At 61.2% G+C, this 19,464-nt stretch carries 19 protein-coding genes; 10 read left to right on the top strand and 9 right to left on the bottom strand.

Annotated features, from left to right (window positions below):
- Positions 1 to 57 precede the first annotated feature (57 nt).
- Together AB731_RS00635 and AB731_RS00630 are read left to right on the top strand one after the other, a co-directional pair.
- On the top strand, positions 58 to 1,554 hold the full coding sequence (locus AB731_RS00635; RefSeq protein ID WP_047092853.1) for a CoA-acylating methylmalonate-semialdehyde dehydrogenase: 1,497 nt from the start codon (positions 58 to 60) through the stop codon (positions 1,552 to 1,554).
- Positions 1,554 to 2,546 carry a polysaccharide deacetylase family protein gene (locus tag AB731_RS00630; protein WP_082126297.1) on the top strand — a complete coding sequence of 331 codons (993 nt, stop codon included), beginning with the start codon at positions 1,554 to 1,556 and terminating at the stop codon, positions 2,544 to 2,546. Before AB731_RS00635 ends, AB731_RS00630 begins: the two co-directional genes overlap by 1 nt.
- Positions 2,547 to 2,552: 6 nt before the next feature.
- Here the strand turns inward: AB731_RS00630 and AB731_RS00625 are convergent, their stop codons facing one another.
- Genes AB731_RS00625 through AB731_RS00605 form a run of 5 tightly spaced genes read right to left on the bottom strand, consistent with a single transcriptional unit; the run spans position 2,553 to position 8,812 of the window.
- The gene (locus tag AB731_RS00625) at positions 2,553 to 2,960 is read right to left on the bottom strand and encodes a DUF6691 family protein (RefSeq protein WP_047093197.1); all 408 of its coding nucleotides are present in this window, start codon (positions 2,958 to 2,960) and stop codon (positions 2,553 to 2,555) included.
- A 2-nt stretch (positions 2,961 to 2,962) separates the two neighbouring features.
- Positions 2,963 to 3,427, bottom strand: a complete 465-nt coding sequence (locus AB731_RS00620; protein ID WP_231638793.1) for a YeeE/YedE family protein — start codon at positions 3,425 to 3,427, stop codon at positions 2,963 to 2,965.
- Positions 3,424 to 4,350, bottom strand: coding sequence for an MBL fold metallo-hydrolase (locus tag AB731_RS00615; RefSeq protein WP_047092854.1), 927 nt, complete (start codon positions 4,348 to 4,350; stop codon positions 3,424 to 3,426). Before AB731_RS00615 ends, AB731_RS00620 begins: the two co-directional genes overlap by 4 nt.
- Complete coding sequence (locus tag AB731_RS00610) at positions 4,347 to 5,324, bottom strand: DUF2891 domain-containing protein (protein ID WP_047092855.1); 978 nt, start codon at positions 5,322 to 5,324, stop codon at positions 4,347 to 4,349. The genes AB731_RS00615 and AB731_RS00610 overlap by 4 nt, the downstream gene beginning before the upstream one ends.
- Positions 5,321 to 8,812, bottom strand: coding sequence for a hydantoinase B/oxoprolinase family protein (locus AB731_RS00605; protein ID WP_047092856.1), 3,492 nt, complete (start codon positions 8,810 to 8,812; stop codon positions 5,321 to 5,323). Before AB731_RS00605 ends, AB731_RS00610 begins: the two co-directional genes overlap by 4 nt.
- Before the next feature lie 129 nt (positions 8,813 to 8,941).
- Between AB731_RS00605 and AB731_RS00600 the strand changes: the two genes are divergently transcribed.
- The 4 genes from AB731_RS00600 to AB731_RS00585 are packed head-to-tail and all read left to right on the top strand — an operon-like array spanning position 8,942 to position 12,035.
- Positions 8,942 to 9,712: a Crp/Fnr family transcriptional regulator gene (locus tag AB731_RS00600; protein ID WP_047092857.1), complete on the top strand. Its 771-nt coding sequence runs from the start codon at positions 8,942 to 8,944 to the stop codon at positions 9,710 to 9,712.
- A gap of 24 nt (positions 9,713 to 9,736) precedes the next feature.
- Positions 9,737 to 10,468 carry an energy transducer TonB gene (locus tag AB731_RS00595; protein WP_047092858.1) on the top strand — a complete coding sequence of 244 codons (732 nt, stop codon included), beginning with the start codon at positions 9,737 to 9,739 and terminating at the stop codon, positions 10,466 to 10,468.
- 54 nt (positions 10,469 to 10,522) lie between these two features.
- Positions 10,523 to 11,554 carry a mannose-1-phosphate guanylyltransferase gene (locus AB731_RS00590; RefSeq protein ID WP_047092859.1) on the top strand — a complete coding sequence of 344 codons (1,032 nt, stop codon included), beginning with the start codon at positions 10,523 to 10,525 and terminating at the stop codon, positions 11,552 to 11,554.
- Positions 11,555 to 11,564: 10 nt separating this feature from the next.
- A complete protein-coding gene (locus AB731_RS00585; protein ID WP_231638792.1) occupies positions 11,565 to 12,035 on the top strand; it encodes a DUF2721 domain-containing protein in 471 nt (156 codons plus the stop codon).
- 16 nt (positions 12,036 to 12,051) lie between these two features.
- On the opposite strand, the gene AB731_RS00580 is transcribed toward AB731_RS00585, so the two are convergent.
- Genes AB731_RS00580 through AB731_RS00570 form a run of 3 tightly spaced genes read right to left on the bottom strand, consistent with a single transcriptional unit; the run spans position 12,052 to position 14,413 of the window.
- Positions 12,052 to 12,360 carry a polyhydroxyalkanoic acid system family protein gene (locus tag AB731_RS00580; protein WP_047092860.1) on the bottom strand — a complete coding sequence of 103 codons (309 nt, stop codon included), beginning with the start codon at positions 12,358 to 12,360 and terminating at the stop codon, positions 12,052 to 12,054.
- Positions 12,360 to 13,205, bottom strand: coding sequence for a hypothetical protein (locus AB731_RS00575; RefSeq protein WP_047092861.1), 846 nt, complete (start codon positions 13,203 to 13,205; stop codon positions 12,360 to 12,362). Before AB731_RS00575 ends, AB731_RS00580 begins: the two co-directional genes overlap by 1 nt.
- On the bottom strand, positions 13,205 to 14,413 hold the full coding sequence (locus AB731_RS00570; protein ID WP_047093200.1) for a toxic anion resistance protein: 1,209 nt from the start codon (positions 14,411 to 14,413) through the stop codon (positions 13,205 to 13,207). The genes AB731_RS00575 and AB731_RS00570 overlap by 1 nt, the downstream gene beginning before the upstream one ends.
- A gap of 127 nt (positions 14,414 to 14,540) precedes the next feature.
- On the opposite strand from AB731_RS00570, the gene AB731_RS00565 reads away from it, so the two are divergent.
- Positions 14,541 to 16,094 (top strand): TIGR00341 family protein, encoded by a 1,554-nt coding sequence (locus AB731_RS00565; RefSeq protein WP_052845680.1) that lies wholly within the window; start codon positions 14,541 to 14,543, stop codon positions 16,092 to 16,094.
- Between the two features lie 4 nt (positions 16,095 to 16,098).
- Positions 16,099 to 16,494, top strand: a complete 396-nt coding sequence (locus AB731_RS00560) for an MAPEG family protein (protein WP_047092862.1) — start codon at positions 16,099 to 16,101, stop codon at positions 16,492 to 16,494.
- Between the two features lie 5 nt (positions 16,495 to 16,499).
- On the opposite strand, the gene AB731_RS00555 is transcribed toward AB731_RS00560, so the two are convergent.
- Positions 16,500 to 18,227, bottom strand: a complete 1,728-nt coding sequence (locus AB731_RS00555; RefSeq protein ID WP_082126373.1) for a fatty acyl-AMP ligase — start codon at positions 18,225 to 18,227, stop codon at positions 16,500 to 16,502.
- A 140-nt stretch (positions 18,228 to 18,367) separates the two neighbouring features.
- Here AB731_RS00555 and AB731_RS00550 point away from each other — a divergent pair, with 140 nt between their 5' ends.
- Positions 18,368 to 18,970, top strand: coding sequence for a regulatory protein RecX (locus AB731_RS00550; RefSeq protein ID WP_047092864.1), 603 nt, complete (start codon positions 18,368 to 18,370; stop codon positions 18,968 to 18,970).
- Positions 18,894 to 19,454, top strand: a complete 561-nt coding sequence (locus tag AB731_RS00545; protein WP_231638791.1) for a DUF192 domain-containing protein — start codon at positions 18,894 to 18,896, stop codon at positions 19,452 to 19,454. Before AB731_RS00550 ends, AB731_RS00545 begins: the two co-directional genes overlap by 77 nt.
- Positions 19,455 to 19,464: the final 10 nt, after the last annotated feature.

Below are 19,464 nucleotides of genomic sequence, written 5' to 3'. Positions count from 1 at the left end.
AACGCAAGAGCCCGGCAACGGGCCGAGATTTTTTGAGAGCTAACGGGAGAAGCGGACATGCGGCAGGTCGATCATTTCATTCAGGGTGGCTCAGGTTCGGGCAGCGGACGGACGCACAAGATCTGGAACCCTTCGACAGGCGAAGTACAGGCTGAGGTCGCGCTTGGTGATGCCGCGCTTCTCGACCGCGCGATGGAAAACGCCAAGAAGGTGCAGCCCGAATGGGCGGCAACCAATCCGCAAAAACGCGCCCGCGTGATGTTCAAGTTCAAGGAACTGATCGAAGCCAATATGCAGGATCTGGCCGAGCTGCTTTCGAGCGAGCACGGCAAGGTGGTGGACGACGCCAAGGGCGATGTGCAGCGCGGGCTGGAAGTGATTGAATATGCCTGCGGCATTCCGCAGGTGCTGAAGGGTGAATATACCCAAGGCGCAGGTCCGGGCATCGACGTATATTCCACGCGTCAGCCGCTCGGCATTGGGGCCGGCATTACGCCGTTCAACTTCCCGGCAATGATCCCGATGTGGATGTTCGGTATGGCGATTGCCGCTGGCAATGCGTTCATTTTGAAACCGTCGGAGCGTGACCCATCCGTGCCGGTGCGTCTCGCTGAACTGTTCCTTGAAGCTGGCGCGCCGGAGGGCCTGCTGCAGGTCGTCCACGGCGATAAGGAAATGGTCGACGCGATCCTCGACCATCCGGATATTGCCGCCGTCAGCTTCGTGGGAAGTTCCGACATTGCGCAATATATCTACTCGCGCGGCACCGCCAATGCGAAGCGGGTGCAGGCCTTTGGCGGCGCGAAGAACCACGGCGTTGTGATGCCTGATGCCGATCTCGATCAGGTTGTGAATGATCTTGCAGGCGCCGCTTTCGGCTCTGCGGGTGAACGCTGCATGGCGCTGCCCGTGGTGGTGCCGGTGGGCGAGGATACCGCCAATCGTTTGCGCGAAAAGCTGATCCCGGCGATCAATGCCCTGCGTATCGGGGTGTCGAACGATCCTGACGCGCATTACGGTCCGGTCGTCACGCCCGAACACAAGGCGCGCATCGAAGAGTGGATCACCACGGCAGAGAACGAAGGCGGCGAGATCGTCGTCGATGGCCGCGGTTATTCGCTGCAAGGCCATGAGAAGGGCTTCTTTGTGGGCCCAACGCTGATCGACCATGTCACGCCTGAGATGGAAAGTTACAAGGAAGAGATTTTCGGTCCCGTGCTGCAGATCGTGCGCGCCACGGACTTCGAACATGCCCTGCGCCTTCCCAGCGAGCACCAATATGGCAACGGCGTCGCCATCTTCACCCGCAACGGCCACGCCGCGCGCGAATTCGCCTCCCGCGTGAATGTCGGCATGGTCGGTATCAACGTGCCGATCCCTGTTCCAGTCGCCTATCACAGCTTCGGCGGGTGGAAGCGTTCGGGCTTTGGCGATATCGACCAATATGGCACCGAAGGCCTGAAGTTCTGGACTAAGACCAAGAAGGTCACCCAGCGCTGGCCCGATGGGGGCGGTGATGGCTCCAACGCCTTCATCATCCCGACGATGGGGTGATGGGCAGCACGGGAAGAAAGGTCCGCTGGCTCACCTGCCTGCTGATCGCTGCAATGCTTTCCGCCTGCGCGACGGCCCCCGCATCATCGCCTGAGCCCCCGCTTGGGCCGACACCGGCGGATAAGCGTATCGCGCTGACATTCGACGATATTCCGCGGCACGCCGGAGCCTTCCTCGAACCTGACGAGCGCGCGGCGATTTTGCGGCAAACCTTGCGCGATGCCGGGGTTGCGCAGGCTGCATTCTTCATCAATCCCGCCAGGCTGCATGATCGGCCGGGCGGCGTCCAGCATGTGATGGACTATGCCGCAGACGGGCATGTTCTTGCGAACCACACGGCCACCCATCCCAACCTGAGCGATCTTACCCTCGAGGATTACGTCGCGGATATTGATATTGCCGAAACTTGGCTTTCCCAACTTGAGGGTCATAGGCCGTGGTTCCGCTATCCCTTTCTCAACGAAGGGCGCGACGATGTTGCCAAGCGCGACGGTGTGCGCGCGGCGCTGGCCCAGCGCGGTCTGAGCAATGGTTATGTCACCGTCGATGCAAGCGACTGGTTCTACGAACAGGCCGCGATTGAGGCACAGCAGGGCGGTCATACGATGGATATGGACGCTTTCCGCGACCTGTTCGTGGAAAGCCATGTCGAGGCGGCGGAATTCTTCGATGGCCTTGCGCGAGCTGCTTTAGGCCGCTCGCCTGCGCACGTCATGCTGCTGCATGAAGCCGATGTAACAGTGCTGTTTCTCGGCGACCTGATCGATGCGCTTGAGGCGCGCGGCTGGACCGTCATCACCGCAGATGAGGCCTATGCCGATCCCTTCAGCCAATATGCCGCGACGTACGACACGCCATCCGCGCAAGGTACGCTGACGGAGCAAGTGGCATGGGAACGCGGCCTGCCAGCGCCGCGCTGGTATGCGCGCAACAATGTGGACTTGGCCCGCGAGGAATTCGAACGCCGGGTATTACACCAGGCAGCAGAATAGCGCCCGCTAGCGTTCCGTCAGCCTGACCAGCCCCATTCCGCCAAACATGGCAGCGACGAAGATGGCTGCACCCAGTGGCTCTATCGCCAGTGCGGCAAATCCGGGACCGGGGCACAGTCCCGCAATGCCCCAACCAACGCCGAACAACGCCGCGCCGCCGATCAGCTTGGGCGTCAGATCGTTGCGGGTCGGTACATGAAAGTCGTCTTCGAAAATGGGCCGGGCCATGCCTGGCACAAAGCGCCATGCAATCGCCATCACTATCAGCGCGCCGCCCATGACGAAGGCCAGCGTCGGGTCCCAATCGCCCAGCAGATCCAGAAAGCCGCGCACCCGCGCCGGATCGGTCATGCCGCCAATTGTCAGGCCTGCACCGAATATCGTGCCCGATAGCAGGGCGATAAGAGGACGCATATTCATGACAATACCTCCCAGCCGGCCGCATTCATCAGCGCGACTGTCGCAATGCCAGTGGCCATGAAGACCCCTGTTGCCACAATGGAACGGGCGGAAAGCCTGCTCATCCCGCACACCCCATGGCCGCTGGTGCAACCGCTGCCCAATCGTGTGCCCACGCCGACAATGACGCCTGCGATGACAAGTGGCACGGTGCCGGCAAAGCTGGGATCACCTCCGCCGCCAGCCAGCATCACCAGAAAGGCGCCCAGCGGCAGGCCGATGACAAAGGCAAATGCGCCCGTCCGGCTCATCCCGCTGCCACCAAGGCCGGCAGCCTTTGCGGCAATTCCGGATACGCCGGCGATACGGCCGAGGCCAAGCAGCATGATAGCCGCCGCCAGCCCGATCAAGCCGCCGCCGATCAGGCCGTCTACAGGGGCTGCATCAGGGAAGCCCGGAAGTGTGAAGGTCGCCAGCATCATACTGCGTTCACAGGGATTTTGATGTAACTCACGCCGTTGTCCTCCGGTTCGGGCAAATGTCCGCCGCGAATGTTCACCTGCACGCTTGGCAGGATCAGCGTGGGCATGGCCAGGTTGGCATCGCGCGCGGTGCGCATCGCGACAAATTCGTCCTCTGTCACACCGTCATGGACGTGGACATTGTGCGCGCGTTGTAGCTTTACCGTGCTTTCCCAGGCAAATTCATCGCGCCCCGGTGCCTTGTAATCATGGCACAGGAACAACCGCGTTTCGTCCGGCAGGCGTAGCAGGCGGTGGATTGACTGGAACAATTGCCGCGCATCTCCGCCAGGGAAATCGGTGCGGGCAGTGCCGAAATCGGGCATGAACATGGTGTCGCCGATAAAGGCAGCATCGCCGATGATGAAGGCCATGTCAGCGGGCGTATGGCCGGGCACATGGAGCGCAATGCCATGCAGATTGCCTATGCGGAATGTCTCGCCATCGGTGAACAGGTGATCGAACTGCGATCCATCGCGCTCGAACTCGCTTCCGGCATTGAACAGCTTGCCGAACACATCCTGCACGCGGATGATCTCCGCCCCGATAGCCAGCTTTCCGCCCAGTTTTTCCTGCAGATAGGGCGCGGCAGAAAGGTGATCGGCGTGGGCGTGGGTTTCGATCAGCCAGGTCACCGTGAGATCATTGGCGCTCAGATATTCGATCACCCGGTCGGCCGATCCGTGGGACGTGCGCCCCGATGCGGCTTCGTAATCGAGCACGGAATCGATCACTGCCGCTTCCCGCGTTGCAGGATCGCTGGCGACATAGGTGATCGTGTTGGTCGCTTCATCGAAAAAGCCCGCAATGGTCGGTCGCAGAGCCTTGTCGGCCTGCGCCTGCGCAATTTGCGCTGCTGCGGCGGTAATGGCGGCGTCGGTCACTCTGTTTCCTCCTGTCCTGCCAGCATAGCGAGCAAAGCAAAACTGGCGAGCCAATGGGACCCCATATAGTCACCATCGATTGCATCTTCTGACGCCTTGATATGGCGATGCGCATTGCGCTCATCAAGGCCCAGCATCCGCCAGCACCAGCTCCGTGTGAAGTTCACGCCGTCCAGATGCGCCGCCTTGCCATCGGTAGGATCGCTGACCTGCGCGGGGATGAATAGTGCGCGCGGTTCCCCTTGCTCCAACTGTGGTAGAAAATGTCCGAACCACTGCGCAAAGGTATCGGCAGGCAGAACCTGCTTCATCAATGCGGCCTCTGTAAGAGTGGGCGAGAGAAATTCGTCACCGCCCGGCTCCCAGCACTGCGCCGCGCGGTCCTCAATGAAATAGCGCTGTGCCGCTTGCTTGATCAGCGCCGCCAGTTCCTGATCAAATACCCGCGCCCATTGAAGGCTGAGGTTAAGCGCGAAGGCAGTGTTCGCGTGCGCTCCGTGCCGGATTGGATGGCGCAAAATGCCGAGATAATCGCGCCAGCCGGTAGCAAAATGATGCGCCAGCGGGGAAAGCCTTTCGGCCCAGGCCTGGTCGCCGTGTCGGCTCGCCTCCAGATGCAGATACAGCAGCCACGCCCAGCCATAAGGCCGCTCGAATCCGCGTGCTTCCAGTATCTGCGCATAGGCCAGTTCAGCGTCGAGATTGGCCTGCGAAAGCGTTTCTTCGGCCCGCGTTTCGATGGTCGCAGCTTCAGGCAGATCGGGAAACAGGCGTCGGATTGTCAGCAGGGTCCACCAGCTGTGGACGCAGCTGTGCCAGTCGAAACTGCCGTAGAAGGCAGGGTGCAAGTTGCGCGGACTGGCAACTGCATCGGGGCCTGCCATCACATGATCCAGCTTGTTTGGATATTCCTGCCCTACATGCCCAAGCGCAGTGCGGGCAAAGCGGGCTGCTGTGGCTTCATTCAGGATCATGATGCATCTCCATATCCGCCGCCGCCCGGTGTGCGGATGACCACCACATCGCCGGGTTCAACGTCTGCTGCGCCGGTCGCGCCCAGTGTTGTAATAGACCCGTCACCATGTTCGACAAAAGTATCGCCGGGCTGCGCATCGCTGCCGCCCGCGATCCCGCGCGGCGGCACAAGACGGCGATTGGCAAGAATTTGTGCGCGCATCGGTTCGAGGAAGGCAATGCGCCGTTCAACCCCCTCTCCGCCCCGATGACGGCCTTGTCCGCCCGAACCGGTGCGGATGGAGAAGCTGTCTACCCGCACGGGCAGGCGCGTTTCCAGCACTTCGGGATCGGTCAGTCGGCTGTTGGTCATGTGGGTTTGCACGGCAGAGGTGCCATCATGGTCCGGCCCCGCGCCAGAGCCGCCGCAAATGGTTTCGTAATATTGGCGGGTGGCATCGCCGAAGGTGAAGTTGTTCATCGTGCCTTGCGACGGGGCAAGCGCTCCGCAAGCAGCCAGCACGGCATCGGTAACGACTTGGCTCGTTTCCACATTGCCCGCCACGATGGCGGCAGGCGGATTGGGTGCGAGCATGGAGCCTTCCGGGATGCGCAGCGTCACCGGTCGAAGGCAACCGTCATTCAGCGGCACATCATCGTCAACCAGGCAGCGCAAGGCGTATAGCACAGCGGCTCTGGTGATGGCGCTGGGGGCGTTGAAATTGTCCGGCAACTGATCGCTGGTGCCGGTGAAATCGAACACGGCGGTCCGGGCGTCGCGGTCGATCGTGATGGCGACCGAGACCTGCGCGCCATTGTCCATCGCATAAGTGAATGCGCCTTCGGGCAAATGGCCCAGAAGCTGGCGCACGGCGGCTTCGCCATTGTCCATCACGTGGCCCATGTAGGCGGTCAGTATGTCACCGGAATGCTCATCCGCCGCTGCCCGCAAAAGGTCCTCCCCGCGTGCGCAAGCGGCAATTTGCGCTTTGAGGTCGGAGATATTGCGGTCAGGCGCGCGGGCCGGATAATCTCCCGCGCCCAGCAGGCTGCGCATTTCGGCCTCGCAAAAGCGCCCCTCATCCACCAGCAGCACATCGTCCAGCCGCACGCCTTCCTCGTCGATTGTGCGGCTGTCAGGCGGCATGGAGCCGGGCGCTATCCCGCCGATATCGGCATGGTGGCCGCGTGCCGCCACATACGCATCGGGCGCAGTGCTCGCATCGCTCCAGAACACCGGGACAATCACGGTCACATCGGGCAAATGAGTGCCGCCGTGGTAGGGATCGTTGACCACATAGGCATCGCCGCGCCGTATACCGCGTGTGCTTGTAGCGCGGTTTTCGATCACCCGCCTTATGCTCGCCCCCATGCTTCCCAGATGCACCGGAATATGCGGCGCATTGGCGATCAGCGCGCCTTCTGCGTCGAACAGGGCGCAGGAAAAATCGAGCCGTTCCTTGATATTGACCGAACTCGCCGTGGCTTCCAGCACCACGCCCATTTCCTCTGCAATGGCCATGAACGCATTGTTGAAGATGGCGAGGCGGACGGGATCCACCGCCGTGCCTGCCGCAGGTGCGCGTTCTCGCGGCGCTGTGCGGGTCAGGACAAGCGTTCCCTCGGCAGCGCGTTCGGCTATCCAGCCCTCTTCCAGAACTGTGGTGGAGCCGGATGCGGGAATGATGGCGGGGCCGGTGATTGCCTCGCCGCGCGGCAGATCTTCGGCCTCGAAGTCGCCAAGCCCGCCGCTGGTTCCTTGGGCCTCAACGCTCAGGGCTTCCAATACGATCGGCGCGGCATCGTCCGACCAGCCGAAACGGCGGCGATGTTCGGCGCGGAAGGCGCTGTCCGCATTATCGCCCAGCGGCATGTCGATGGTGGTATCGCTGCCAGCAAAGCGGAGGCGCAAACGCGAGGTCAGCGTGATCCGGTCTGCGGCGATATTCTGGGCCAGCAAGTCTTCGCGCGCCTGTTCTTTGAGCGCCGCCAGCGCTGCGGAAAAATCATTCTCCAGTGGCTGCACCGCGCCCGCTTCCCGGATGGCAATGATCGGTGCCAGGCCAATGCCATAGGCGCTGAGCATTCCGGCAAGTGGGTGGACGAGCACTGTGTCCATGCCCAGCTCGTCTGCCACACGGCAGGCAAATTGCCCTCCCGCTCCGCCGAAGCACGCCATCGCATGGGTCGTGATATCATGGCCGCGTGCGGTGCTGATCTTGCGGATGGCATTGGCCATTTCGTCCACCGCGATGGCGAGGAAGCCCTCTGCCAGATCGCGAGGCGTCATCGGTTCAGGCAGGCTGGCCGCGACCTCTTCCAATCGCGCTCGGGAAGCTTCGGGATCAAGCGGCTGATCGCCTTCAGGGCCGAACACATGCGGGAATTCATCGGGATCAAGCCGGCCCAGCAGCAGATTGCAATCGGTCACCGTCAGCGGGCCGCCTTTGCGATAGCAGGCAGGGCCGGGGTCCGCGCCCGCGCTTTCCGGGCCGACACGCAGGCGCGATCCATCGAACCGGCACACAGATCCGCCGCCTGCCGCCACCGTATGCACCTGCATCATCGGTGCGGCGATGCGCACGCCGGCAACCACGCTGTCGCCGGTCCGCTCATACTCGCCTGCATAATGGCACACATCGGTGCTGGTGCCGCCCATGTCGAAGCCGATCAGGCGGGTGTGGCCGAGCCGCCCCGCTGTCTCCACCATGCCCACAACGCCGCCTGCCGGGCCGGAAAGCACTGCATCCTTGCCGCGAAAGGCGCGAGCATCGGCAAGGCCGCCATTGGATTGCATGAACCGCAGCGAGCCATGCTCCGGCAACCGGTCAGACAATTGTTCGACATAGGCGCGGATCACGGGGGAGAGATAGGCATCCGCCACGCTGGTATCGCCGCGCGGAACCAGCCGGATCAGCGGAGAGACTTCATGACTGGCGCTGACCTGCGTAAAGCCGAGTTCACGCGCGATCCGCGCCACCTGCGCCTCATGCCCGGTGTATTTCCAGCCATGCAGCAGCACGATGGCGAGCGCATCCACGCCCTGTTTGCGCAAAGCCGCAAGATCGCGCCGCGTGGTATTGTCATCGAGCGGCACCAGCACCTCGCCATCCGCACCCACGCGCTCGGCGATTTCCACCACATGCCGCTCCAGCCGTTCCGGCAGTACGATGTGGCGGGCAAAAATATCGGGCCGCGACTGGTTGCCGATCCGCAGCGCGTCCCGGTGCCCCGCCGTGATTGCCAGCGCGACCTGTGCGCCCTGCCGCTCAAGCAAAGCATTCGTGGCAATTGTCGTGCCGATCCGCAGCTCTGCAATAGGCGCCCCGGGATACTTCGGGCCGGTCTCGGCCAGAATGCGCCGGACGGCTTCGCTTGCTGCATCGGGGTAATGATCGGGGTTGCTGGACAGCAATTTGGCCGTCACCAGCTTACCATCCGGCAGCTGGGCGACCACATCGGTAAATGTGCCGCCCCGATCAATGGCAAATCGGTATGCGCTCGTCATATCGCGTAACCTAGGGACCGCGCAGCGCCGCGTCGAGCCGGATAGCGCGGGCCTGCAAAACCCGTGTCACCTTGCAAATTCTTCCATTTCACTTCAGGTCCTTTGCGGGGTGCAATTGCAGGGAATGAGATGGCGGACGAACTTGATCTTTATCCGAAGACGGGAAGGTTTCTCGAAGGGCGGCTTCGCGATGCGATGAGCGAAGAGGAGAAAGCGACGGTTGAATCGCTGGTCGAGGAAACCGCCGAATTTGAGTCGCCCGAAGTTATTCTGGAGCGCGGAGTCCTGTGCAATCGCTCCACCATGCTCATCGAAGGATTTGTCCTGCGAACAATCAATTCGGGCGAAAAGCGCTATGTTGTCGGGGTTCAGGTGCCCGGAGACTTCGTTGACCTTCACGCCTTTGCGCTGAAACGGCTGGACCATAATCTGGTGACGATCGGCAAGGCCAAAGTCGGGTTCACCACACATGACCGGATCAAGGACGTGATGTCGGACAACCCGCATCTTGCCCGTTTGCTATGGTTTTCCACCCTGCTGGACGCGGCCATTCACCGCGAATGGATCATGAAACTGGAACAGCTGCGCGCGCCGAAACGCGTGGCGCATGTGTTCTGCGAAATCTGGCAGCGTCTTGATTTCGTCGGGCTGGGGCGTGACGGGGGCATTGATACGCCGCTGATCCAGCAGGATCTGGCCGAAATGTGCGGCACCACAGCCATCCACATGAACCGCGCGCTGAGCCAGCTGCGGGAAGAGGGGCTGGCCGATTTCCGCCGTGGCCGGATCGATGTGCCGGATCGCAAGCGGCTGGAAAAATATGCCACATTCGATTCGACCTACCTGTATGGCGAAGGCGTGCTGGGTATGCGCGGCGAGCTCAGCCTGAGCACGCCCTGAAGCGGCACGTAGGATAGCAAAACGATGGCGGATGGCGCCTACACTGCGAAACGCAAGCGGCTGAACTGGAAGCTGATTGTCCTGATCGGCCTGCTTCATATCGTGGCACTGGCCGGTCTTGCGCGGCTGCTTGCGCCGGAATTTACCGCCAGCGTCATCGAAACCGCAACTTCGGTCGTGACCGTAACCGTGCGCACATATGAAGAGCCTGAAACGGAGCCTAGCATCGCGCCGCCGCAGCCTGATGAAGGCGCGGCGGGAGAGGAAGGACGGCAGGCGACGCCGCGCGCTGTGGTCGCGCCGGAGCAGCCGCTTCCCCGGCCTTCACCAGCACCGCGCGCGTCTTCCACCGGGGCGGCCAACCAATCGGGTGCGCGCGAACAGGGCGACGGAACAGGCGCAGGTGGCACGGGCGACGGCACAGGCAGCGGGCGGAGTGGATCGGGCACAGGCGGCGCGGTTGCTGTTGGCCCATCGGTTCGATCGGGAGAATTGAACGAGGCCCGCGATTTTCCCATTCCCGAAGGCGGGCGGGCGGCCAGGCTTGGCCTTGCTGTCACTGTACATTTCACCGTCACCACAGATGGCCGCGCGCGCAATTGCACGGTTGCGAGCACGCAGGTCGATGCTGCGACAACAGCACGCGTTTGCCCGCTGGTGATCGAGCGTATCCAGTTCAATCCGGCAACGGCGGCTGACGGAACTCCGGTAGAGGCGCGCTACGGCTACCGCGTCGATTTTCGCGCGCGTTCTTAGGGCGAACGCAATATTGGGCTTGCAGGAGTCCTGCGAATTCCACAGGTGCAGGACATGAACAAAATCTATCCCGTAATCATGTGCGGCGGCAGCGGCACCCGTCTGTGGCCGCGCAGCCGCAAGGTAAAGCCGAAGCCGTTCCTGCCGCTGGTCGGCGATACGACCTTGTTCGAGCAAACGCTGGCGCGGTGCAGCGATGCAGGCCAGTTTGCGCCCCCTACCATCGTGACCGGCACTGGGCATCTTGATCATGTCGAGGCGCAGCTTGGCGGCACCAAGGCGCGCATTGTGGTAGAGCCAGAGGCGAAGAATACCGCCGCTGCCATCGCTTTGGCCGCTTGGCTCCTGCCCGATGATGCCGTGATGCTGGTGTGCCCGAGCGATCACCATATTGCCGACGTATCGGCCTTCCGCGCGGCCGCTGATGCAGCTGCGTCTTTGGCAATGGAAGACCGCATGGTTGCCTTCGGCATCACCCCTACACAGCCAGAGACAGGCTATGGCTATATCCTTCGCGGAGACGGGCTGACCGGCGGATTCGCTGTAGAACGCTTCGTGGAAAAGCCTGATCTGGAGCGCGCAACCCAGTTCCTGGCGCATGGCGGCTACAGCTGGAACGGCGGCATTTTCGCCTTTCGCGCAGGTGCCTTCAAAGCCGAGCTGGAACGCCATCGCCCGCGGATTGCCGATGCCGTGGCCCGTTCTGTCAAAGAAGGGCGCGAAGACGGCGCGCGGTTCCATCCGGCGGCTGCAACATTTAGCGAAATTGCATCTGAATCGGTCGACTACGCCGTAATGGAAGAAACAGACCGCGCCGCGATGGTGCCCGTTTCGATGGGCTGGTCCGATATCGGCAGCTGGCAATCCTTGCGCGATGCACGGCCCGCCGATGCGGGCGGCAACCGCATGCAAGGCAAGGTTGATCTGATCGATTGCGAAGGCGTGCTGGTGGAAACCGATGGACCACGCGTATCTGCGATCGGCCTGAAAGACGTGGCGATCGTGGTGAACGGTGACGATGTTCTCGTCACCACCATGGCAGGCACGCAAAAGGTCGGCCAATTGCCCGGCGCGGCGAAGCAGTAGGGCGGGTGAGATGGACCTGTTAGCGCCCGTAGCCGGCACGATGCTCGCTCAGACAATTCAGCTCGCCCTTGCGCCGGTTTTTGTGCTGGTCGCCATCGGCAATATCATCTCCACGCTGACCCAGCGGCTTGGCCGGGTGGTAGATCGCAGCCGCGATTTGCAGGAACGCCACGGCGCGACCCAGAACATGGAACACGATATGGTCGTGCGGGAAATCCGTTCGCTGGATAAGCGGATCGCCCTGATCGGCGCGGCGATGCGATTGCTGGTTATGGCGAGCATTGCCATCGGCTTGACAGTAGTGATGCTGTTCGTTGCAGAATTTGCCCATATCGGGCTGAACCCGGTCGCTGCTGGCTTATTCATCACGGCCATCGGACTGCTGATGTGGGCGCTGGTGCTGTTCCTGCGGGAAACACAGCTTGCAACAGAGGCGTTACGGATCCCCGAAGAATTCCTGGAAAAAGAACGCGAGCTTTAGATCATCCTGGCCGCGCTTAATCCCGCGGCGGCCCCAGCAGCTTCTGCCCGCCCTGCCGGATCGCGCCTTCGACGATTGGCTTCAGGAACCCGAGAGCAGGCGGCATTTCCATGTGGAACAGAACCTGATCGTCATGGATGTCGATGTGGCCGGTGATCATCTGGCCCACTGCGTTGATGGACATGAACATGCGGTCCTCGCTCGGCCAGCTGGTGTCGACATCGGCCATGCCGCCAGGAATGGCATCCGCGATTTCGTGGCTGCTGGCGTGGAGGCGGCGGCGGACTTCTTCGCGGCCCAGCTGGTGCGGTATGGCGATTTCCATCAATTCTTGCTCTTTTCTCGGTTGAAATCGGGCAGCGGTATGCCTGAGCCTTCATCGGCCAGCGGCACACCGGCATCCTGCAGCTCGGGCGAATTTCCGGACGGCAAACCTTCGGCATCGCCGTATTTGTAATCGAGATAGCGACTGCGGATCGCCAGATCGTCCAGCGAACCTTCGGCCAGTTGCCGCGTTACGTGGTCGATTTCCTTGCTGATCTTGCCGAGGCTTTCCACCAGCTGTTTGTCCGGCGTGGATCCGGCGCGTTCCTCGCCGCGAAGGTGCGCCGGAATGCGCTGATAGCCTTCCACCGTTTCGGGCAGATACTCGCCCACCAGCTTGCGGGTTTCCTGCGCTGCCGGGTGCGCGGGATCGACATGCGCCAGCTGCTTGCCCAGTGCATCCAGTTGCACGCCCAGATCATCCACCAGTTTTGCCGCAGGCGGCGGCAGGGCGGCGCGCTGATGTTCCAGCCACAATTCGGTACGCGCGACCAGTTGACCCGCATCCTGCGTGCGCGAGAGATCGGCGCGCTTGGGCGTTTTGACCTTGGGGAAATTGGCGAAGATGAAGGCTGCGATGGCGATGGAAAACGCCGCTGCCATTATGCCGGCAAAGCCAATGCCATTCAGGATCATCCCGGCAACGCTGAAGGCTGCAAAAATCGCCAGCACCGCCGCTCCGAAATAGCCCGCACGCTTCAGCAGGTTCTTTGTCTTGAGGCTTTGCGAACCGCGCCCGATAGAGCGCCCCTCCAGCCGGTGCCGCCCGCCGGTCTGATTGTCGCGCAGGACAGCGCGGCTATCAGACAGAATGCGGTCGCTTTGCTGGGTCAGGTCCTCTGGCATCAGCCCTCCAGGCTCAGCAAACCGCTGTCATTCACTTGCTTTGCAGCCTGTGCCTGGCCTTCGGCGCGGGCGATGTAGCCTTTCGACTTTTCGACTTCGACCGAAAGGACATCCACAGTCTGCTTCATGGAATCGAGCGCGCGCAGCTTGAAGGTGTCGACCTCGTCCATTGTGTCATAGATGTTCTGGAAGGCGCGTTGCAGCGTTTCCATCGGGATAGTGCTGCTGGCGGCCTGTTCGTGAATTTGCGCGGTGTTGGCCCGCAGCAATTCGCCAGTGGAATCGATGATCCCGGCAGTCGTCTGGTTGAGCGCAGTGATCTGGCCCAGAACCAATCGCTGATTGGTCATTGCCTGCGCCACGGTTACGGCAGTGCGCAGCGCGCCCACGGTGGTGGTGCTGGCGCGGTCCACGCCTTTCACCAGTTCGACATTGTTCTTCTTGACCAGATCAAGCGCAAGATAGCCCTGCACCGACACGGCCATTTGGGTGAGCAGGTCCTGCGTACGCTGGCGCACATAGAACAGCGCGGTTTCGCGGATGGCCTTGGCCTTTTCCGGATCGCTGGAATCCAGCTCTGCCGCCTTTTCCTCCAGCTCTCCGTCCAGCGCCTTGGCGATGTGGATCATCTGTTCCAGATTGCCCATGGCTTCCCACAGTTTCTGACGCTCCACATCAATGGCGGCATTGTCCATCAGCAATTCGTCCTTGCCGCTGGAAAGCCGGGCGAGGATCGACTGGATATGGCCCTGTGCGCTGGTGTAGCTGTCAAAATAATTCTTCAGCTTATTGCCGAAGGGGATGATGCCGAACAGCTTGCGGCCACGCATCTTGCCTTTGCGGCCCGGGTCGAGATCTTCGACCGTGCGGCGCAGCTCCGCCAGATCGGTGCCGACACCCGATTCCTGATCCATCGCACGGACGGGGCGATCAAGGAAACGGTTGGACATCTGGCTGGCCGCCATGATTTCCTTGCGGCCCATATTGGTAATCTGGTCCACTTTCTTGCCGAAATCGGGCGAATTGGCATCGAGCGCGATCAGTTCATTGACGAAGCCATCGACCTTTTCCTGCAGGGCGGTGCGCTTTTCCTCGCTGACGGGAACGAGGCCCGCAGCTTTTTCAGGCGCAACGGCAGGCACCGGATCGGGCGGTGTCAGCTCCAGCTCGTTGACAGTCTTTGTGGCGGTCTCGTTGCTCGTGGCCATCGCGGCGGTTTTCCCTTTATTCCCTGCCTTGAACTTCAATCTACTGTATTAGGGATACAAGACACGTAATTCAAGTTGCAGGCATTTCAAACTTTGTGCAGCCGAGTTTCCGCGATAATGGTCGCCAATGCAAACACCAAACGCGAGCACGACTGAACCTGTGGCCGATAGCGAGATCAGCGCCGACGTTAAGCCTGTGCACCAGGGCTTTGGCGATGTGCTGTCCAGCCTGAGTGGGTGGTGGCGGCGCGATGTCACCAGCACCGTGGATCAGGTCGCCGTGATCGAGAAGCGCCGCGCCGAATGCACGCTTTCGGCCCGATATCTGCTGATGACCTGCATGTCGGCAGGCATCGCCATTCTCGGCTTGCTGCAGGGTTCGGCGGCGGTGGTGATCGGGGCGATGCTTCTCAGTCCGCTGATGGATCCGATCATGGGCGTCGGCTTTGCGCTGGCCATCGGTGATTTCAAATGGCTGCGGCAATCAGCGAAATCGCTGGCTGTAGGGGTGCTGTGCGCCATCCTGTTCTGCGCACTGATCGTGTTCTTCTCGCCCTTGCAGACGATCACCTCGGAAATCGCGTCACGGACGCGGCCTAGCCTGTTCGATCTTGGCGTTGCAATCTTCTCTTCGGTCGCGGGCGCATATGCGATGATCCGCGGGCGTGAAGGCACGATCGTGGGCGTGGCCATCGCGACTGCGCTGATGCCGCCGCTGGCCGTGGTCGGCTTCGGCCTGGCGACGATGAACGGCACGGTATTCTGGGGATCCCTGTTCCTGTTTATCACCAACTTGACCGCGATTGCGCTGACCGCGACAGCGATGGCGCGCGCTTACGGCTTCAGCACCAGCCTTTCCGAAAAACAGACGCAAATGCAGGCTTTCCTGATCTTTGCAGCCTTCATCTTGCTGGCGATTCCGCTGTTCTTGTCGTTGCGGCAGATCGTGTGGGAAACAAACGCCAGCCGTCAGATCAATACCGTAGTCGAAGATGTGTTCAGCGGGCGCGCGCGCGTTTCGCAGATAGAGGCAAATTATGAAAGCGATCCGATCCAGGTGACAGCGACGGTGCTGACGCCTGAAATCATCGGCGAAGCGGAAGGAGAAGCGCGTACCGCCATAACGCGCCGCCTCGACCGGGAAGTTGAAGTTTCCCTGACCCAGGTACGCGTCGGTTCAAGCCAGGACGCAGCAGAAGAGGCAGAGCTTGCCTCTGCCCGCGCACAGGAAGCCGAGGCAGCCGAACGCGCGGAAGATCTGGCCGACCGGCTGGCATTGCTGGCTGGGGTGCCGCTTGAAGATGTCACTATTGACCGCCAGCGCCGCCGGGCCATGGTGACGGCAAGGCCGCTAGATGGGGCGACCATGGCGACCTATGCCGAACTGGAACGGCGCATCGATTCCACAGAGCCGGAATGGGATATCCGCTTTACCCCGCCGCTGCGCCCATTGCCCAGCATCGCCTTTGACGGGGAAGTGCCAAGTGCTGCTGGCCGCCGCGCGCTGACCTTGGCAAGCTGGGCGCAGGACCGGGTTGGCGTGCCGGTGCGATTGGAAGGGCCGGAAGGATCAGTGGCCCTGCTTCGGGCAATATTGGCCGCCGAAAGCAAGGCCATGTCTGCGCAAACGACAGGCCCCGGTTTTGGTACTGTTACTGTAAGTTGGGCTGTTGAGGAGTAGAATAATGCCGAGCGAAATTACTGTATTGGCGCTGTCGGGCATACTTATGCTCGCCCATATATTTGCCGCCACGCACTACAAGACGAAGCAATACGGCGTCGATTGGAACATGGGCGCGCGTGATGAAGATACCGAACCGCTGAACGATCTTGCCGCCCGGCTGGACCGGGCGCGCGGCAATTTCCTGGAAACATTGCCGCTGGCAATTATCGCCCTGTTCGGCGTGGTTCTTGCCGGAAAGGCAACGGATCTGACCGCCCTCGCGGCATGGGTATGGCTGGGCGCACGACTGGTCTATCTGCCGCTGTACTGGACAGGCGTGCCGAAGGTGCGAACCTATGTCTGGGCGGTCAGCCTGCTGGCGCTGCTGTATGTGCTGGGCGTGTTGCTGCTGGGCTGACGCCTTTACGCCGCCAGCTCCAGCGGAGCGATTTCGCCTGACAAGTACAATTTCTTCGCCTTGGCACGGCTGAGTTTGCCGGAGCTTGTTCGCGGCAAGGTGCGCGGCGGGATCAATTCGACCACGCAGGTCATGCCGGTGACGGCGCGGACCTTGTCGGAAATCTGGTTGCGCAGCTTTATCCGCTCTTCCGGATCGGACACGCGGCAATGCACAAGCACGGCAGGCGCTTCTTCGCCGGTGTCGGTTTCGATCGAGAAGGCGGCGATATCGCCGTGATTGAAGCCGGGCAATTGTTCCACCGCCCATTCGATATCCTGCGGCCAGTGGTTCTTGCCGTTGATGATGATCATATCCTTGGCGCGGCCCACGATGAACAGATATCCGTTCGCCATGTAGCCCATGTCGCCGGTGTCGAGCCAACCGCCGATCAGGCACTCCTCGGTCGCAGCTTCATCGCGGAAGTAGGAATGCATCACGCTGGGGCCGCGGCACCAGACCTTGCCGATCAGGTGATCGCCTTTCAGGTCTTCGGTCTCGCCGCGAATGACCACATCCATATCCGGCAGCGGTTTGCCGCAATTGACGATTGCGCGGTAGCGAGCGGGGCGGGAAAGATCGCGCGGGCTGCCCGACAGGCGCTCTTCTTCCACCAATTCCACGCGGATACCTTCGCCCGGCGGCATCACCGTGACAGCCAGCGTCGCTTCAGCAAGGCCGTAAGATGGGGTAAACGCACTCGCCTTGAAACCAGCGTCGGCAAAGGCATTGACGAATTGCTGCATCACATCGGGCCGGATCATATCGGCACCGTTACCCGCCAGGCGCCAGCGTGACAGGTCGAACCGGTCCGCCACATGGCTTTGGCTGGAAATGCGGCGTGCGCAAATGTCATAACCGAAAGTGGGCGAATAGCTCATCGAATTGCCTTTGTTCCGGCTGATGAGATCAAGCCAGGCGAGCGGGCGGCGCGCAAAATGTTCGGTCTTCAGATAATCGGCGCTGACCTGATTGCCGATCATCGACAGGAAGCATCCGACCAAGCCCATGTCGTGATAGAACGGCAGCCAGCTGACCCCGCGATCATCCTTCCCGATATCCATCGTCGTCGCATGGCCATACAGATTGTGCAGCAATGCGCGGTGGGTAACGGCAACACCGGTGGGAAAGCGGGTGGAGCCGCTGGAATATTGCAGATAGCAAATGTCTTCAGGATCAGCTTCCGGCAGATCGATCCGCGGCGCTTCGAGCGCGGAAAATTCGTCCCAGTCCATGCCGGTGCAGCCCTGATTCTTGGCCGCCACTGACGCCATCTCGCCAATTTCTGCCGGATACAGCAGCATTTTCGGGTCGCTGCTTGAAAGCTGCACGCCCAATTGTTCGATATAGCTGTCCTTGCCGCCGAAGGTGGTCGGCAGCGGCAATGGCACGGGCCATGCGCCAGCATAAACGCAGGCGCAGAACATGGCGGTGAATTCCGGACTGGTTTCCGCGATCAGCGCAATCCGGTCATCCTTCTTCACGCCCATGGCGATGAGTCGGCGAGCGTTCTCCAGCGCATCTTCGCGCATCTCGGAAAACGGGTAGACCCGTTCCAGCGCGGCGCGCGGATCATAAAAATTCAGCCCCTTTTCACTGCGGGCCGCATAATCGATCGCTTCGTTGAACGTGGCGAAATCGGATCGCCTGCGCGGAAGCGGGCAATCATTTGGTGTGGGTGTAAGTTCGGTCATGCTGTGATGCTGGACCCTCATTGCAGCGCGCTCTTATGGCGCTTCCCGTATCCAAAAAGCGGCATCAGAGGTTTCCGACACCGCACATTCTTTTCCCATTTGAAGGGAAGTGTGGCACGAATAAGGCCGCGAAGGCCCCAATGACCAGCAAAGATTACTCATCCCGGCGCGTTAAAAGACCGCCCAAGCCGCTTTCAGCCCCTGCGCTGGAGGAGTTGGCGCTGGCCTATGTGGCGCGTTTTGCCACCAGTTCGGCAAAGCTGCTGCGGTACCTGGAGCGCAAATTGCGCGAGCGCGGGTGGGACAGTGAAAGTGCAGACGACGCGCCGGACCTGCCGGCTTTGGTCGCGCGCTTTGTGGACAAAGGCTATGTCGATGATGAAGCATTTGCCCGAGCGCGCTCTGCCGATCTGCTGCGCCGCGGATATGGCGCTAACCGCGTGCGCCAGGCTTTGGGGCAAGCGGGCATAGCCGCACCGATACGCGAAAAGATGCAGCCGGGCGAGGTACAGAAACGCCGCGCCGCACTGCATCTTGCGAGCAAGCGCCGCTTCGGGCCATTCAGCACTAAACCGGTGCCTCCGGAAAAACGTGAAAAACAGATTGCAGCCATGCTGCGCGCAGGCCACACATTCGACCATGCCCGCGCCGTGTTGGGCGCAGCCGATGCAGACCGCGCGCATGATTGGCTCGCCGAAGCAGAAGAATGGCCAGAGGAAACTGATGATGACGATTTTGCCTAAACTGGCCCAAATGCCGCTGACAGCATTGATGTTGGCATTTACCGCCTGTTCGCCGCAGTCGGCAGAACAGGTGCCGCAGCAAACTTCTGCGGCATCGGCGAATGTCGATCCCGACTCGGGGTTGGAGGTTATTCCGGTCACCGTCACGACGTCCACCGGCACCCATACCTTCCGGACAGAAGTGGCCGCGACGCGCGAACAGCAGAATCGCGGCATGATGTTCCGCAATGAAATGGGCGCGGACGAGGCAATGCTGTTCCCTTATGCAGAGCCTGAAATGCTCAGCTTCTGGATGCGCAACACGGTTTTGCCGCTGGACATCATCTTCATTGATGAAGATCGGAAGGTCATCAATATTGCTGATGGCATCCCTTATAACGAGGAAAGTGTTTTTTCGGACCGTGAAGCCATCGCCGTGCTGGAATTGATTGGTGGACGATCTGAAGAGCTGGGCATTGAACCTGGCGACAGTATCGAGTGGTGAGCTTTTACCT

Origin of the sequence: Aurantiacibacter marinus, from assembly GCF_001021555.1 — a bacterium.
Lineage (GTDB): Bacteria > Pseudomonadota > Alphaproteobacteria > Sphingomonadales > Sphingomonadaceae > Alteraurantiacibacter > Alteraurantiacibacter marinus.
Note: the sequence above shows the minus strand (reverse complement) of the source record. Positions and strands in the feature narration are given on the sequence as shown.

Coding starts and splice junctions, on each gene's coding strand:
- AB731_RS00635 (WP_047092853.1), top strand. CDS start 58: ATGCGGCAGGTCGATCATTTCATTCAGGGTGGCTCAGGTTCGGGCAGC.
- AB731_RS00630 (WP_082126297.1), top strand. CDS start 1,554: ATGGGCAGCACGGGAAGAAAGGTCCGCTGGCTCACCTGCCTGCTGATC.
- AB731_RS00625 (WP_047093197.1), bottom strand. CDS start 2,960: ATGCGTCCTCTTATCGCCCTGCTATCGGGCACGATATTCGGTGCAGGC.
- AB731_RS00620 (WP_231638793.1), bottom strand. CDS start 3,427: ATGATGCTGGCGACCTTCACACTTCCGGGCTTCCCTGATGCAGCCCCT.
- AB731_RS00610 (WP_047092855.1), bottom strand. CDS start 5,324: ATGATCCTGAATGAAGCCACAGCAGCCCGCTTTGCCCGCACTGCGCTT.
- AB731_RS00605 (WP_047092856.1), bottom strand. CDS start 8,812: ATGACGAGCGCATACCGATTTGCCATTGATCGGGGCGGCACATTTACC.
- AB731_RS00600 (WP_047092857.1), top strand. CDS start 8,942: ATGGCGGACGAACTTGATCTTTATCCGAAGACGGGAAGGTTTCTCGAA.
- AB731_RS00595 (WP_047092858.1), top strand. CDS start 9,737: ATGGCGGATGGCGCCTACACTGCGAAACGCAAGCGGCTGAACTGGAAG.
- AB731_RS00590 (WP_047092859.1), top strand. CDS start 10,523: ATGAACAAAATCTATCCCGTAATCATGTGCGGCGGCAGCGGCACCCGT.
- AB731_RS00585 (WP_231638792.1), top strand. CDS start 11,565: ATGGACCTGTTAGCGCCCGTAGCCGGCACGATGCTCGCTCAGACAATT.
- AB731_RS00580 (WP_047092860.1), bottom strand. CDS start 12,360: ATGGAAATCGCCATACCGCACCAGCTGGGCCGCGAAGAAGTCCGCCGC.
- AB731_RS00575 (WP_047092861.1), bottom strand. CDS start 13,205: ATGCCAGAGGACCTGACCCAGCAAAGCGACCGCATTCTGTCTGATAGC.
- AB731_RS00570 (WP_047093200.1), bottom strand. CDS start 14,413: ATGGCCACGAGCAACGAGACCGCCACAAAGACTGTCAACGAGCTGGAG.
- AB731_RS00565 (WP_052845680.1), top strand. CDS start 14,541: ATGCAAACACCAAACGCGAGCACGACTGAACCTGTGGCCGATAGCGAG.
- AB731_RS00560 (WP_047092862.1), top strand. CDS start 16,099: ATGCCGAGCGAAATTACTGTATTGGCGCTGTCGGGCATACTTATGCTC.
- AB731_RS00555 (WP_082126373.1), bottom strand. CDS start 18,227: ATGACCGAACTTACACCCACACCAAATGATTGCCCGCTTCCGCGCAGG.
- AB731_RS00550 (WP_047092864.1), top strand. CDS start 18,368: ATGACCAGCAAAGATTACTCATCCCGGCGCGTTAAAAGACCGCCCAAG.
- AB731_RS00545 (WP_231638791.1), top strand. CDS start 18,894: ATGCAGACCGCGCGCATGATTGGCTCGCCGAAGCAGAAGAATGGCCAG.